At 66.2% G+C, this 13,323-nt stretch carries 12 protein-coding genes; all 12 read right to left on the reverse strand.

All coding sequences use genetic code 11. From position 1 onward, the window contains the following. Window positions 1-60 precede the first annotated feature (60 nt). Complete coding sequence (locus FHW64_RS14720; protein ID WP_184527349.1) at window positions 61-909, reverse strand: ABC transporter permease; 849 nt, start codon at window positions 907-909, stop codon at window positions 61-63. Between the two features lie 11 nt (window positions 910-920). Continuing rightward, window positions 921-1,703 (reverse strand): ABC transporter ATP-binding protein, encoded by a 783-nt coding sequence (locus tag FHW64_RS14725; RefSeq protein WP_184527350.1) that lies wholly within the window; start codon window positions 1,701-1,703, stop codon window positions 921-923. A gap of 3 nt (window positions 1,704-1,706) precedes the next feature. Then, on the reverse strand, window positions 1,707-2,735 hold the full coding sequence (locus tag FHW64_RS14730) for an ABC transporter substrate-binding protein (protein WP_184527352.1): 1,029 nt from the start codon (window positions 2,733-2,735) through the stop codon (window positions 1,707-1,709). Between the two features lie 247 nt (window positions 2,736-2,982). Continuing rightward, window positions 2,983-3,420, reverse strand: a complete 438-nt coding sequence (locus FHW64_RS14735; protein ID WP_184527354.1) for a CBS domain-containing protein — start codon at window positions 3,418-3,420, stop codon at window positions 2,983-2,985. Between the two features lie 49 nt (window positions 3,421-3,469). After that, window positions 3,470-4,525: a 2-oxoacid:ferredoxin oxidoreductase subunit beta gene (locus FHW64_RS14740; RefSeq protein ID WP_184527356.1), complete on the reverse strand. Its 1,056-nt coding sequence runs from the start codon at window positions 4,523-4,525 to the stop codon at window positions 3,470-3,472. Further along, window positions 4,522-6,366 carry a 2-oxoacid:acceptor oxidoreductase subunit alpha gene (locus FHW64_RS14745; RefSeq protein ID WP_221210335.1) on the reverse strand — a complete coding sequence of 615 codons (1,845 nt, stop codon included), beginning with the start codon at window positions 6,364-6,366 and terminating at the stop codon, window positions 4,522-4,524. Before FHW64_RS14745 ends, FHW64_RS14740 begins: the two co-directional genes overlap by 4 nt. After that, entirely contained in the window at window positions 6,363-8,192 is a 1,830-nt protein-coding gene (locus FHW64_RS14750; RefSeq protein ID WP_184527358.1) for an FAD-dependent oxidoreductase, read from the reverse strand. Before FHW64_RS14750 ends, FHW64_RS14745 begins: the two co-directional genes overlap by 4 nt. A 151-nt stretch (window positions 8,193-8,343) precedes the next feature. Beyond that, window positions 8,344-8,598 (reverse strand): hypothetical protein, encoded by a 255-nt coding sequence (locus tag FHW64_RS14755; RefSeq protein ID WP_184527359.1) that lies wholly within the window; start codon window positions 8,596-8,598, stop codon window positions 8,344-8,346. Continuing rightward, window positions 8,595-10,094 carry a cytochrome P450 gene (locus tag FHW64_RS14760; protein WP_184527361.1) on the reverse strand — a complete coding sequence of 500 codons (1,500 nt, stop codon included), beginning with the start codon at window positions 10,092-10,094 and terminating at the stop codon, window positions 8,595-8,597. Before FHW64_RS14760 ends, FHW64_RS14755 begins: the two co-directional genes overlap by 4 nt. Before the next feature lie 59 nt (window positions 10,095-10,153). Continuing rightward, on the reverse strand, window positions 10,154-10,969 hold the full coding sequence (locus tag FHW64_RS14765; RefSeq protein WP_184527363.1) for a class I SAM-dependent methyltransferase: 816 nt from the start codon (window positions 10,967-10,969) through the stop codon (window positions 10,154-10,156). A gap of 61 nt (window positions 10,970-11,030) precedes the next feature. Beyond that, window positions 11,031-12,380 carry a class II 3-deoxy-7-phosphoheptulonate synthase gene (locus FHW64_RS14770; RefSeq protein WP_184527365.1) on the reverse strand — a complete coding sequence of 450 codons (1,350 nt, stop codon included), beginning with the start codon at window positions 12,378-12,380 and terminating at the stop codon, window positions 11,031-11,033. A gap of 28 nt (window positions 12,381-12,408) precedes the next feature. Next, complete coding sequence (gene phhA, locus FHW64_RS14775; protein ID WP_184527366.1) at window positions 12,409-13,317, reverse strand: phenylalanine 4-monooxygenase; 909 nt, start codon at window positions 13,315-13,317, stop codon at window positions 12,409-12,411. Window positions 13,318-13,323 lie beyond the last annotated feature (6 nt).

A 13,323-nucleotide genomic window follows, 5' to 3' on the forward strand; every position in this document is an offset into this window, starting at 1 on the left:
ACTATCTCCTTGATTGATGGGGGAATGGAGCGGCGCGGATCGCGCCGTGCTCCTTGGGGTTCAGTGGCTGCTCTCGGGCTGCCAGCGGATGACGAGGCGCTCGGCCACGGTCACGAGCAGGAAGAAGAGGCCGGACAAGGTCGCACTCATCACGATCGCGGCATAGAGCAGCGGCGAGTCGAAGTTGAAGGTGGCCTGAAGGATCATGGCGCCGATGCCCACGGTGGCACCGACCCACTCGCCCACCACCGCACCGATCACGCTCATCGAAGCCGCGATGCGCAGCGCCGAGAACAGGTACGGCAACGAATTGAGCAGGCGCAGCCGGAAGAAGATTTCCGTCTTGCTCGCCGACAGCACGCGCATCAGCTCCATGGCCTGCGGGTTCACCGATTCGAGCCCGCGCACCATGTTCACCAGCGTCGGGAAGAAGCACACCAGCGCGGCGATCGTGATCTTCGGCTCCATGCCGTTGCCCATGATCAACACCAGCACCGGCGCCTTCGCGACCAGCGGGATGGCGTTGAACATCAGCACCACCGGGAAGAAGATGTCCTGCAGCGTCTTGTTGTGCACGAACACCGTCGCGACCGCGATGGCCGCAAGGTTGCCCAGCACGAAGCCGCCGGCCGCTTCCAACGCGGTGGGAATCAGGTTGTCGAGCAGCACTGCGCGCTTGGCGTACAGCGTCTCCAGCACGGCCCAGGGCGACGGCGCGATGAACGGCTTGACGTCGAAGATCGCGATCACCGCCCACCACAGGGCGATGAGTCCGCCGATGCCCAGCGCGGGCAGGATGCGGCGGCGCCAGAGCTTCCTGCGCCGCGCGGCGGCCCAGGCGGTGTACTCGGGATCGGCGGCCACGGAAGCACGTACCGTCACGGGTGTCTCGAGGGAACTGGTGGTCATGTGAGTGGCCTTCAGCAGGTTTCCAGCACGCGGCGCAGGTGGCCGGTGAGCTGCACGAATTCGGGTGTCTCGCGGATGTCCAGGGTGCGGTCTTCCGGCAGGTTCACCGGCACGATCTCGCGCACCCGCCCGGGATTGGCGGCCAGCATCAGCACGCGCTGGCCCAGGAAGGCCGCCTCGTGGATGCTGTGCGTGACGAAGAGGATGGTCACGCCGGTTTCCTTCCAGACGCGGCGGATCTCTTCATTCAGCCGGTCGCGCGTGATCTCGTCGAGCGCGCCGAAGGGCTCGTCCATGAGCAGGATCTTCGGATCGCTCGCGAGCGCACGTGCGATGGACACGCGCTGGCGCTGTCCGCCGGACATCTCGTGCGGCCACGCGTTGGCGCGGTCCTTCAGGCCGACCAGCTCCAGCAGTTCCTTCGGCGAACGGCGGCCCTTGCGACCCGCGCCGCCGCCAACCTGCAGCGGCAGCTCGACGTTCTGCAAAGCTGTGCGCCACGGCAGCAGCGCCGCGTCCTGGAACACGAAGCCGATGTCGCGGCGCTCGCGCGCCTGCTCTGGCGTGGCGCCGAGCACCTTCACGCTTCCGCGGCTCGGTGCCTGCAGGTCCGCCACCACGCGCAGCAGAGTCGACTTGCCGCAGCCCGACGGGCCCAGCAGTGTGAGGAACTCGCCCTGCGCGACTTCGAGATCGAGCGACTTGATCGCAGTGACATCGCGGCGCTCGGTGAAGAAGCGCATGCCGACGTCGCGGCACGAGATCGCGGAGGCGTCGTTGAGAACGGCTGCCATGGCTCAGGCCTTCACTCGCGCGTCGACGGTGTTCTTGAGCGCGCCGAGCCAGATGACGTCATCGACCTTGGGCGTGCGGGCCGTGAACTGGCCCAGGTCGGCGTAGGTCGTGATCTGCGACTGCCAGACCGCCGGATCCATCGTGCCCCACCCTTGCGTCTGCGCGAGGCCGCCCAGTGCGTACTCGAGCATCACGTCGATGGCTGCGCGCTCGTCCTCCCGCTTGAGGTTCGGATATTCCTTCACGAGCAGGTCCACCGCCTGGTCGCGATTGGCCTTGGCATGCTGCCAGCCGCGCGAGGTGGCGCGGACAAAAGCCTCCAGCACCTTCGGTTGCGTCTCGATGGTCTTGGTGGTGGCGTAGTAAGGCAGCGCGTAGAGCTGCACACCCGAGTCCCACAGCGTGAGGTCGACGCGATCCGGACCCAAGGCCTTGAGCGCCGTGGTGCTGGTGAGCCAGCCGGTGACCACGTCGACCTGGCCGGTCAGCAGCGGCGCCATGTCCGAACCGACGGTGACCACGGTCACGTCCTTCTCGGCGATCTTGTTCTTCGCAAGGAGTGCGCGCAGCAGGATGCCGGCGGTGGACGGGATGCCCACCTTCTTGCCCACGAGGTCGGCAGGCTTGCGCACCGGGTTCTTGGCCAGCGAGAAGAAGGTGAAGGGATGCTTCTGCGCACCGACCGCGAAGCACTTGATCGGCAGGCCTTGCGACACGGCCAGCATGACCGAGGGACTCGACGACACCTGGCCCACTTCGTAGCGGCCGGAGGCGACGATCGCCACGCCGTCGATGTTCGGGCCACCGGGCTGGATCGCGAAGTCGATGCCTTCCTGCTCGTAGAAGCCCAGGCGCTTGGCGACGACCTCGCCGACCTGGTTGACGCTCGGGATCCAGCCGAGCTGCATGTTGATGCGCGCCTTGCCCTGGGCGAGTGCGTCGATCGAGAGAAAGCCTCCAGCCGCGAGACCGCCAGCGGCAAGCGAGGTCTTCAGCAGGCGGCGGCGTGCGGGGTCGCAAGAGTGATTCATGACGGGGGTTCCTGGTTGTGGATTCGGGTCGTCTGCCGTGTGGCGTGACCGAAATTTAGGAGTTGAGGGCGTTCTCGCAAAGCACCGTTTTTAGGGACGGGCGACCTAAAAATTAGTGCCGGTAGAAACCCGGATCACAGCTCGCGAGACGGCAGAAAAAGGCCGTGCACGACCCTCTCCGAGCGGAGCGGAAGGGTCTTTGGGAGTCTGGAGCGCCGCGGACGCGGCCGGGGGTCGGAGGGTCGGGCTACCCCAGTACGTCGTTAACCTGTTCGTTGAACTCGGTCTGGCTCAGCGCCGCACCGATTTCGCGCGGCAACGCATCGCGCACCGAGAACACGCCGAGGATCTTCTTGCCCGACACCAGCGGCAGGTGACGGAAGCCGCGTTCGAGCATCAGCACGACGGCATCAGATACCAATGTTTCTGGCGTGACACAGATCGGATTGGGTGTCATGACCGAACGGACGCTGGTCGCGTCCGGATCGAGCCCCCGCGCGAGGACTCGCGTCATCAGGTCGCGCTCCGTGAGGATGCCCAGGAGACTGTCTGGCGGCTCCATGACGAGCACGCTGCCGCAGTTGGCGCGCGTCATCACGCAGGCGGCGTCACGCACCGTGGCCTGTGGCGCCAGACTGGTTACGTGCTTGCGCGAAATGGACTGGAAAACTGTGCGTTCAGCCATGATCCGCCCCCTCCGTTGGGAAACATCCAATGGTGCGACGTGCCTTCGGTTAACGCAAGCTGGCGTTCAGCCGCTCCAGCGCCGGTGCGCCGGGGCAGAGTTCGGCCGGGCCGAGCGCATTCAGCGGCCGGTCGACGGTATTGAGCGCGGTGTGCAGGTCGGTCGCCAGCGGGTCGACGTAGAGCAGCCCCGTCACGATCTCGCCCATCTCCTGGTGCCGCTGCATGTGCGCCATGGCCGCGTAGCGGTCGGCCGGGTTGTAGTCCGGATGCAGGCTGCGCAGACGCAGGAGCGTGCCGTCGTGCTGCCGCACTTCCATGACCTCGCCCGGCGCCATGTCCACCGTGATCTCTTCGCGCGCGCTGATGAAGTCGATGCGGCTCACCGCTTCGTTGTGCTCGCGGACGTAGTCGTAGCTCTTGGTGCTGCCCGGGTGGTTGTTGAACGCCACGCACGGGCTGATGACATCGATGAATGCCGCGCCCCCGTGGCTGATCGCGCCCTTGATCAACGGCACGAGCTGCGCCTTGTTGCCCGAGAAGCCGCGCCCCACGTAGGTCGCACCGAGCTGCAGTGCCATGGCGACGAGATCCACCGGGCTGTCGGTGTTGACCACGCCCTTCTTGCTCTTCGAACCCTGGTCCGCGGTAGCCGAGAACTGGCCCTTGGTCAGCCCGTAGACCCCGTTGTTTTCGACGATATAGGCCATGCGCACCCCGCGCCGCATCGCATGCGCGAACTGGCCAAGGCCGATGGAGGCCGAGTCGCCGTCGCCCGACACGCCGAGGTACAGCAGGTCGCGGTTGGCGAGGTTGGCGCCGGTCAGCACACTGGGCATGCGGCCGTGCACCGTGTTGAAGCCGTGCGATGCACCAAGGAAATAGTCCGGCGTCTTCGAGCTGCAGCCGATGCCCGAGAGCTTCGCGACGCGGTGCGGCTCGATGTCCAGCTCCCAGCAGGCCTCGATGATCGATGCCGAGATCGAGTCGTGCCCGCAGCCCGCGCACAGCGTGGAGATCTTCCCCTCGTAGTCGCGCCGCGTGTAGCCCACCTTGTTGGTGGCAAGGGTGGGATGCCGCATGCGCGGCTTGGCGATGTAGGTCATGCACGCTCCTCGTTCACGCGCTTGGAGATGGACTCGGTGATGAATCGCGCCGTGATCGGCGTGCCGTCGAAATGCAGCACCCGCACCAGCCGCGCCGGATCGACATCGAGCTCGTTCACCAGCAGGCTGTGCATCTGCGCCTCGCGGTTCTGCTCGACCACGAACACCTGCTCGTGCTGCGAGATGAAGCGCGACACGCTGTCAGGGAACGGAAACGCGCGCAGGCGCATCGCGTCGAGGTGAACGCCGCGCTCCTGCAGGGCTTCGAGCGCCTCATGCATCGCCGGGCTGGTCGATCCGAAATAGATCACGCCGAGCGGTGTCTTCTCGGCCGCCAGACGCACCATGGGTTGTGGCACCAGTGATGCGGCTGTCTTGAACTTCCGCAGCAGCCGTTCCATGTTGTAGATGTAGTCGGGACCGCGCTCGGAGTAGCGCGCGTACGCATCGCGCGTCGTGCCCCGCGTGAAGAAGCTGCCCTTGGTCGGATGCGTGCCCGGCAGCGTGCGCCATGGGATGCCGTCGCCATCCACGTCCTTGTAGCGGCCGAAATCGCGGCCGGCTTCCAGCTCTTCGGCGGTCATCACCTTGCCCCGGTCGTAGGCGCGGCTGTCGTCCCATGCAAAGGGCTCGCAGAGGCGCTGGTTCATGCCGATGTCGAGATCAGTCATCACGAACACCGGTGTCTGCAGCCGGTCCGCAAGGTCGAGCGCGGCGGCCGCATGCTCGAAGCACTCGTGCGGGTCTTCGGGGAACAGCAGCACGTGCTTGGTGTCGCCGTGCGATGCATAGGCGCACGCGAGGATGTCGGCCTGCTGCGTGCGCGTGGGCATGCCGGTCGAAGGTCCGCCACGCTGCACGTTGATGAGCGTGACCGGGATCTCCGCGAAGTATGCAAGCCCGATGAACTCGCTCATCAGCGAGATCCCCGGTCCCGAGGTCGCAGTGAAGGCACGCGCGCCGTTCCACCCTGCCCCGACCACCATGCCGATCGAAGCGATCTCGTCCTCCGCCTGCACGATCGCGAAGCGCTGCTGGCCGGTCGCGGAATCGACGCGGAACTTAGAGCAGTACTTCTGGAAGGCCTCCGCCACCGATGACGAGGGCGTGATCGGATACCACGCGGCCACCGTCGCGCCGCCATACACGCAACCCAGTGCTGCGGCGCTGTTGCCGTCCACGAAGATGTGGTTGCCGACCTTGTCCGCACGCCGCACCTTGAGTCCGATGGGTTCGCGCAGGTGCTCGCGCGCGAAGTCGCATCCCAGATGCAGCGCCTGCACGTTCGAAGCGAGCAGCCTTTCCTTGCCCTTGTACTGCTCGCCGAAGAGCTTCTCGACCACCTCGGGCTCGATGCCCAGCAGGATCGCGAGCGCCCCCACATAGACGATGTTCTTGAAGAGCTGCCGCTGGCGCGGGTCCTGGTAGACCGCGTTGCAGATCTCCGTCAGCGGCATGCCGATGACGCGAATGTCGTCGCGGAACTTCGATGGCGGCAACGCACGCGTGCTGTCGTAGAAGAGGTAGCCGCCCGGCTCCAGCTCGGCCACGTCGGCATCCCAGGTCTGCGGGTTCATCGCGACCATCATGTCGGTGCCGCCGCGCCGGCCGAGGTGGCCCGCCTCGGTCACGCGCACTTCGTACCAGGTCGGCAGGCCCTGGATGTTGCTCGGGAAGATGTTGCGCGGGCTCACCGGCACGCCCATGCGCAGGATGGCCTTGGCGAACAGTTCGTTGGCCGATGCCGAGCCCGATCCGTTGACGTTCGCGAACTTGATGACGAAATCGTTGACGGCCTCGATCTGCCGCACGATGCCCTTGGGTGGCAATGTGGCGCTCATGCGGGCACCCCCTCCGGCGCGACGCGCTTCTCGCGCGCGTTCGGGCCAGCGGGCGTGGTCTTCAGAAGGAACTTCTGCATGTCCCAGGCACCGGTCGGGCAACGTTCGGCGCACAGGCCGCAGTGCAGGCACACGTCCTCGTCCTTGACCATCACGCGGCCGGTCTTGAGTCCACCCGACACATACAGGTCCTGCGCAAGGTTAAGTGCCGGCGCCTTCAGGCGCTCACGCAGATCGGCCTCGTCGCCATTGGTGGTGAAGCTGATGCAGTCCATCGGGCAGATGTCCACGCAGGCATCGCATTCAATGCAGGCGGTCTCCGTGAACACGGTCTGCACGTCGCAGTTGAGGCAGCGCTGCGCTTCCTTGAAGGCGGTGGCCGCATCGAAGCCCAGTTCCACCTCCACGCGGATGCTGGCGAGTGCCTTCTCGGCCTTTTCCCACGGAACCTTGTAGCGCAGGTCGTTCGATGTGTCGTTGTCGTAGCTCCACTCGTGGATGCCCATCTTCTGCGAGATGAGGTTGGTCATCGGCGGCGGACGATTCGTCACCGGCTCGCCGTGCAGCAACTTGTCGATCGACACGGCTGCCTCGTGCCCATGCGCGACGGCTTCGATGATGTTCTTCGGGCCGAAGGCCGCGTCACCGCCGAAGAAGACGTTCGGCAATGTCGACTGGAAGCTGCTCTTATCCAGCTTCGGCAGGCCCCACTTGTCGAAGTCGATACCGCAGTCGCGCTCGATCCACGGAAACGAGTTCTCCTGCCCCACCGCCACCAGCACTTCGTCGCATTCGAAGAAGGCATCGGGCTGACCCGTGGCGACCAGCTTGCGGTTGCCCTGATCGTCGTACTCGGCGCGCACGATCTCGAAGCGCATGCCGGTGAGCTTGCCGTTCTCGTGCACGAATTCCTTCGGCACGTGGTAGTTGATGATCGGTATGCCCTCGTGCTGCGCGTCTTCCTTCTCCCACGGCGAAGCCTTCATCTCCTCGAAGCCGCTTCGCACGATGACCTTCACATCGGAGCCGCCGAGACGGCGCGCGGACCGGCAGCAGTCCATCGCCGTGTTGCCACCGCCGAGCACGATCACACGCTTGCCGATGCTCGTGATGTGGCCGAACGAGACGGAGGCCAGCCAGTCGATGCCGATGTGGATGCGCTCCGCCGCTTCCTTGCGCCCGGGCACGTCGAGGTCGCGTCCGCGCGGTGCGCCGCAACCGACGAAGACCGCGTCCCACCCTTGCGCCATCAGCGACTTCATCGACTCGATGCGCTCGCCGGCGCGGAAGGTCACGCCGAGGTCGAGGATGTAGCCGGTCTCCTCGTCGATCACCGATTCGGGCAGGCGGAAGCGCGGGATCTGCGTGCGGATGAAGCCGCCCGCCTTGGGCTCGCCATCGAACACCGTGACCTCATAGCCGAGCGGCGCGAGATCTCGCGCGACGGTCAGCGAAGCCGGCCCGGCCCCAACACAGACAACGCGCTTGCCGTTGCGCGGCTCGACCTTGGGCATGCGCGCGCGCACGTCGTTCTTCATGTCGGCCGTCACGCGCTTGAGCCGGCAGATGGCCACCGGCTCTGGGTCTTTCGCATTACTTTCCTCGACACGCCCTCGCCTGCACGCGGGCTCGCAGGGCCTGTCGCAGGTGCGGCCGAGGATGCCGGGGAAGACGTTGGAGGCCCAGTTGATCATGTAGGCGTCGTCATAGCGACGCTGGGCGATCAACCGTATGTATTCGGGGACGGGGGTGTGCGCGGGACAGGCGTACTGGCAATCGACGACCTTGTGGAAATAGGCCGGGTTGGCAATGTTGGTTCGCTGCAATGCGGTCTCCTGGATGCCGCCCGTTGCCCTGGGGGGAAGGCTTCACGGGTCTGGCGCCAGTATGCGCCGCGCACGTCCGGGCGCAACCTTGGTGGAATCCCGCAGCAAAGCGGCCGCTAATGCCCGCCTAAGTACCTGCGTGCTACATGCACTACATGCATGAGCACGAAGCGGGCTTGACACACGAAGGCGCCGCGCTCGCCGTCTCTGCCGCGTTGGTGCCGCCGATGCACAGCGCCTGCTTGCCCACCGGGCACCCGGTCTCGCAGCTCGCACATGCACCCGCGGCCGGCGCCGTGCAGCGCGGACCTTCGATGTGGTTCTTCAGCAGGACCAGGTCGGACTGGGTTGTCGAGCACGCGCACAAGGTCAGCGCGGCGAGCACGGACAGCAGGGACAGCTTCATTCGGGGGCCCTTTCGATCGAATCCCTGGCGGCGTCCAGTCCGGTCGCACGCTCGCGCAGACGCATCCGGAGCCCCACCGGGGTCATGGTGAATGCAAGCAGTTCGCGTGTCGGCCGGTGGTCCGGCGTGTCGACGGACACGATGTCGAATCGACTCAGCAGTACCGCCATCGCCATCTTCATTTCGAGCAGCGCAAGGTAGCGGCCCGGGCAGATGCGGGGGCCTGCACCGAAGGGCATCGAGGTGCGCTTTGCCGTACTGCTCATGGCGTCCGGTTCGTCCGCAAGCCAACGCGAAGGCGCGAAGGTGGCGGCATTCGGCACGTGGTCGTCGCTCACGCTGTCGCGGCGCATCAGCGTGGCAATGACCACACCTGCCGGCACTTCGACATCACCCACCACCGTGTCGCGCGCGGCCTGCACGAAGATGAGCGGCGCGACCGGCTTGAGGCGCATGGTCTCCAGTGCGCAGGCCTCGATGAAGTCGAGATCGCCCACCTGGGCAAAGTCGGGCAACTGCCCATCCGGCAGCACGCGCCGGACCTCCTCGGTGGCGCGGGCCAGTTCGGCCGGGTGGCGCCACAACAGATCGATCATCCACGCGATGGTGTTGGCGGTCGTGTCCTCGCCCGCGAGCAGCATGGTCATCACGTTGCCGGCCACCTGGGTGTCGCTGATGCCACTCTCGGGTTGGTCCGCCGCGGCGATCATCGCCTCGAGCAGATTGCGTGGATTCGTGCGCCGGTCCGGTTCGGCCTCCATCCGCTGCCGCGCCTCGGCGACGAAGCGGTCGACGGCCTCGTTGACTGCGATCACGCCACGCTTGAGCGCGCGGTCGCTCGCTGTCGGGAACACGCGCCAGGTCGGGAACGGCGCGAGCACGCGGCGCAGCAATGCGGGGAATATCTTGTCGAGATGCTGCTGGATGACGTCCGCGCCGGACTCCAGCGTATTGACCTCCGCACCGAAAGCCAGCCCCGCGATGGTGTCGACGGTGTAGCGCATCAGATCGGCCTGCAGGTCGATGGCACGGCCTTCGCGCGCCGCCGCGGCCCAGCGGCCGCCAAGCCGATCGGCGACCTTGCTCAGCGACGGGAAGTACGCCTTGACATGTGCAGGATCGAAGCCCGCCATCACCATGCGCCGCTGTCGCCGCCAGTCGTCGCCGTTGGCGCCGAACAGGCCGGGTTTGAGGCCCATCTCCTTCGCGACGGCTTCGAGGCGGCTGGTGCGGCTGAACCCCTCGGGCCGGTCGCGCAGGGCCGCCGCGATCGCCTGGTGCTCGCCGACGACGAGCATCGGCCGCTTGCCGAACTTCACCTTGAAATACGGCCCGTAGGCCGCGCACCAGTCCTCGAGCTGGCGATGCATGCGCTGGGGCTCGATCTGCAGTAGGTTGCCGAGCACCGGGATGCCGCGCGGCCCCGGCAGTTCTTCGATACGGCGCGAAGCCTTCGGCGGCGAATGGATGGATTTCTCGACAGCGGACGTTTCCATGGGCGGGTTCCAGCAGTGCACCAGTGCCCGGCGAGAATCCACCGGGCCGCACCCGCCTGTCAAGCGATGGCCGGCTTGCGGTGGCGCGCCCTGCGCTTGCTCGCGCGGATATGCAACGACAGCGGCGCGACCCGGGTGTCGTCGACCACGGCATCCGCGTGTCTCGAACCGGTGCCCGCGGTGGGCTCCCCGATCTTGTCGATGCTGAGGCCCGCGCCGATCACGATGTCGAACCACTGGCTCAGCGTGCGGTGGAAGATGGGCGTCTGGAAAGGCGCGACCTGCTCGCGCTCCTTGGCCTTCAGCGTCGAGAACCACCACGTGTCGACGCGCCCTTCGGTCGATTCGAAGTAGCCGCCGATCTCGATCGCCTTCGCCCTGCCGTTCGCGTCGCGCACCACCTCGCGGTGCGGCGGTGCGAAGCACGGATGCAGGATCGAGAACTGCAGGAAGCCACCGGGCCGCAGCACGCGGCTCGCTTCGTGCAGGGCGCGCACCGGGTCCGGCATGTCCATCAGCGACATGAAGGCCGTCACGAAATCGAAGGAGCACGAGGCAAAGGGCAGCGCCATGCCGTCGCCGACGCGGTAGTCGATGCCCAGCGGCGCGGCCTCTTCGACATCGCGCGCATTGCGCACGAAGGTCGGCGCGATGTCGACGGCGGCCATCCGCGCGCCGAGCCGTGCGAGCTGACGCGTGTTGCTCCCCTCGCCGCAGCCCACGTCGAGCCCCGACAGGCCCGCCACGGGCGGCAGCATGCCGAAGAAGGCCGGACTGTTGAGCATGTCGCGGAACACATCCACACCCAGCCTAGCAAGGCGTGTCCATGCGTCCGCGTTGGCCTCCCAGAAATTAGCGACGTCGTTTGAATTCATGGCTCGTGCCGCGATTTGGAGACACGCGCTGCAGTGCGTCATCCACTGCAGGGAGGAGGCGTCAGCGCCCGCGTGACCGGAGCACATCGGCGACGAGGAATGCCAACTCCAGGCTTTGCGATCCGTTGAGCCGCGGGTCGCATGCCGTGCGATAGCGTTCCGCCAGCCCTTCATCCCCAAGGGCCTGCGCACCTCCGCGGCATTCGGTGACGTCCTGCCCCGTCATTTCGAAGTGAAGACCGCCGGGATAGGTCCCCTCCTGCCGGTGCGCCGCAAAGAAGCCGCGAACTTCATCGAGGATGCGCCCGAAGTCGCGCGTCTTGTAGCCGTTCGACGAGGTCACGGTGTTGCCGTGCATCGGGTCGCAACACCACACGGGCGTACGGCCCGCGTCCCGCACCGCGCTCAGCAATGGCGGGAGCGCATCGGCCACCTTGTCGCTGCCCATGCGCGCGATCAGGACGATGCGACCGGGTTCGTGGTTTGGATCCAGGCGATCCAAAAGGGCCAGCACGTCTTCCGGCCGGGCGGCCGGTCCCAGCTTGACGCCGACGGCGTTGTCGATGCCGCGCAGGTATTCCACGTGCGCACCCTCGATGCCTCGCGTGCGCTCGCCCAGCCAGAGCATGTGCGCCGATGCACCATAGGATCGATCGCAGCTTTCATCGTGGCGCGTCAGCGCTTCCTCGTAGTGCAGATGCAGCGCCTCATGCGAGGTGTAGAACTCCACAGCATGCAGTTGAGGCGCCTTCGCCGCGTCGAACCCGCAAGCCTCCATGAACGCCAGGGACTGATCGATGCGATCTGCCAGTTCTTCGAAGCGTTCGCCCTGCGGGCTGCGCCGGACGAAATCCGCCGTCCAGCCATGCACCCGATGCAGGTCCGCGAAGCCGCCTTGCGCCAGGGCACGCAGCAGGTTGAGCGTGGCCGCCGAGTGGGAGTAAGCCGTCAGGAGCCGTTGCGGATCAGGCGTTCGCACATCGGCGCTGAATTCCGCGCCGTTAATGATGTCGCCGCGGTAGGAAGGCAGCGTTACGCCTTGTGCGGTCTCGGTATCCGAGGACCGCGGCTTCGCAAACTGCCCTGCGATACGCCCGACCTTGATGACTGGACAGGACGCCGCATAGGTAAGCACGACCGCCATCTGGAGGATCACGCGGAATGTCGATTCCACGGGCATCTGCCCCAGTTCATCGAAGCTTTCCGCGCAGTCTCCGCCTTGCAGCAGGAATGCTTCGCCACGGGAAACGGCCGCAAGCCGCGCCTTGAGCTGCGTGATCTCTCCCGGAAAGATCAGGGGAGGCAGGGACGACAGCCGGCCTTCCACTGCCTGCAGTGCGCCGGCATCAGGGTAGGCAGGCAGCTGCAGCGCCTTGCGCTCGCGCCAGGAGGATGGTGACCAATGTTGCACGGCCACGATGCTAGACCTGTCGCCGGCTTCAGGCCATCCCGCGCGCGGCCTCAGGACGCTTGGCGGCGTGGTATCGGCCCGTTCCCCGCGTCACGACGGTGTCGGTGGCAAGCACCGTCCCCGCCTCGTATTCCGGCGAGCCTGCCAGGCGCTCGTAGAGCGGAGCGAAATCGATGTGGGCCAGTTCCAGCAGCTCATCGAGGTGACCCAGCACGAAGTAGGTCTCCTGGAAGTCGTCGATGCGGTAGCGCGTCTGCATCACCCGCTCGAGCTCGAAGCGGATGCGGTTCGGAGAGTCGTCCTCGACGGCAAAGCGGGTCTCGCTGGCCGAGGATGCGATACCGGCGCCGTAGATCCGCAGGCCGTCGGGTTGCTGGACCAGTCCGAACTCGACCGTGTACCAATAGACCCGCGCCAGCTTCTCCAGCACTCCCAGCCGCTTGGCGCGCAGCCCGCCTTCGCCGTAGGCCTGGATGTAGTCCGCGATCACCGGGTTCACCAGCATCGGCACATGGCCGAAGACGTCGTGGAAGACGTCGGGCTCTTCGAGGTAGTCCAGCTCATGCGGCTTGCGGATGAAATGGCCCGCCGGAAAGCGACGATTGGCCAGGTGCTCGAAGAACACATCGTCCGGGACGAGCCCCGGCACGGCCACGACCTCCCAGCCGGTGCGTTTCCTCAGGACCTTGGACATCTGCTCGAAATCGGGAATCTGCTCGGGCCCGATCGGCAAGTCCTGCATGCCACGGATGAACTCGTCGCATGCACGTCCCGGCAGCAGCTTCGACTGCCGCTCGAAGAGCGTGCGCCAGACGGCGTGCTCTTCGCTCGTGTAGTTCGACCATCCCTGGTCGATCGTCCAGTCAGGCCGCGCGGGCGCATGCATCTCGCCGGCGGCAAGGCCGTGCCTGGCTGATTCCTTGAGCTGTTGCAGCATGGTGCG

The organism is Variovorax sp. Sphag1AA (assembly GCF_014192575.1).
Lineage (GTDB): Bacteria > Pseudomonadota > Gammaproteobacteria > Burkholderiales > Burkholderiaceae_C > Variovorax.

Excerpts from the sequence above, each read along its gene's own strand:
- FHW64_RS14720 (WP_184527349.1), bottom strand. The coding sequence starts at position 909 with ATGACCACCAGTTCCCTCGAGACACCCGTGACGGTACGTGCTTCCGTG.
- FHW64_RS14755 (WP_184527359.1), bottom strand. The coding sequence starts at position 8,598 with ATGAAGCTGTCCCTGCTGTCCGTGCTCGCCGCGCTGACCTTGTGCGCG.
- FHW64_RS14765 (WP_184527363.1), bottom strand. The coding sequence starts at position 10,969 with ATGAATTCAAACGACGTCGCTAATTTCTGGGAGGCCAACGCGGACGCA.
- FHW64_RS14735 (WP_184527354.1), bottom strand. The coding sequence starts at position 3,420 with ATGGCTGAACGCACAGTTTTCCAGTCCATTTCGCGCAAGCACGTAACC.
- phhA (WP_184527366.1), bottom strand. The coding sequence starts at position 13,317 with ATGCTGCAACAGCTCAAGGAATCAGCCAGGCACGGCCTTGCCGCCGGC.
- FHW64_RS14725 (WP_184527350.1), bottom strand. The coding sequence starts at position 1,703 with ATGGCAGCCGTTCTCAACGACGCCTCCGCGATCTCGTGCCGCGACGTC.
- FHW64_RS14730 (WP_184527352.1), bottom strand. The coding sequence starts at position 2,735 with ATGAATCACTCTTGCGACCCCGCACGCCGCCGCCTGCTGAAGACCTCG.
- FHW64_RS14760 (WP_184527361.1), bottom strand. The coding sequence starts at position 10,094 with ATGGAAACGTCCGCTGTCGAGAAATCCATCCATTCGCCGCCGAAGGCT.
- FHW64_RS14745 (WP_221210335.1), bottom strand. The coding sequence starts at position 6,366 with ATGAGCGCCACATTGCCACCCAAGGGCATCGTGCGGCAGATCGAGGCC.
- FHW64_RS14740 (WP_184527356.1), bottom strand. The coding sequence starts at position 4,525 with ATGACCTACATCGCCAAGCCGCGCATGCGGCATCCCACCCTTGCCACC.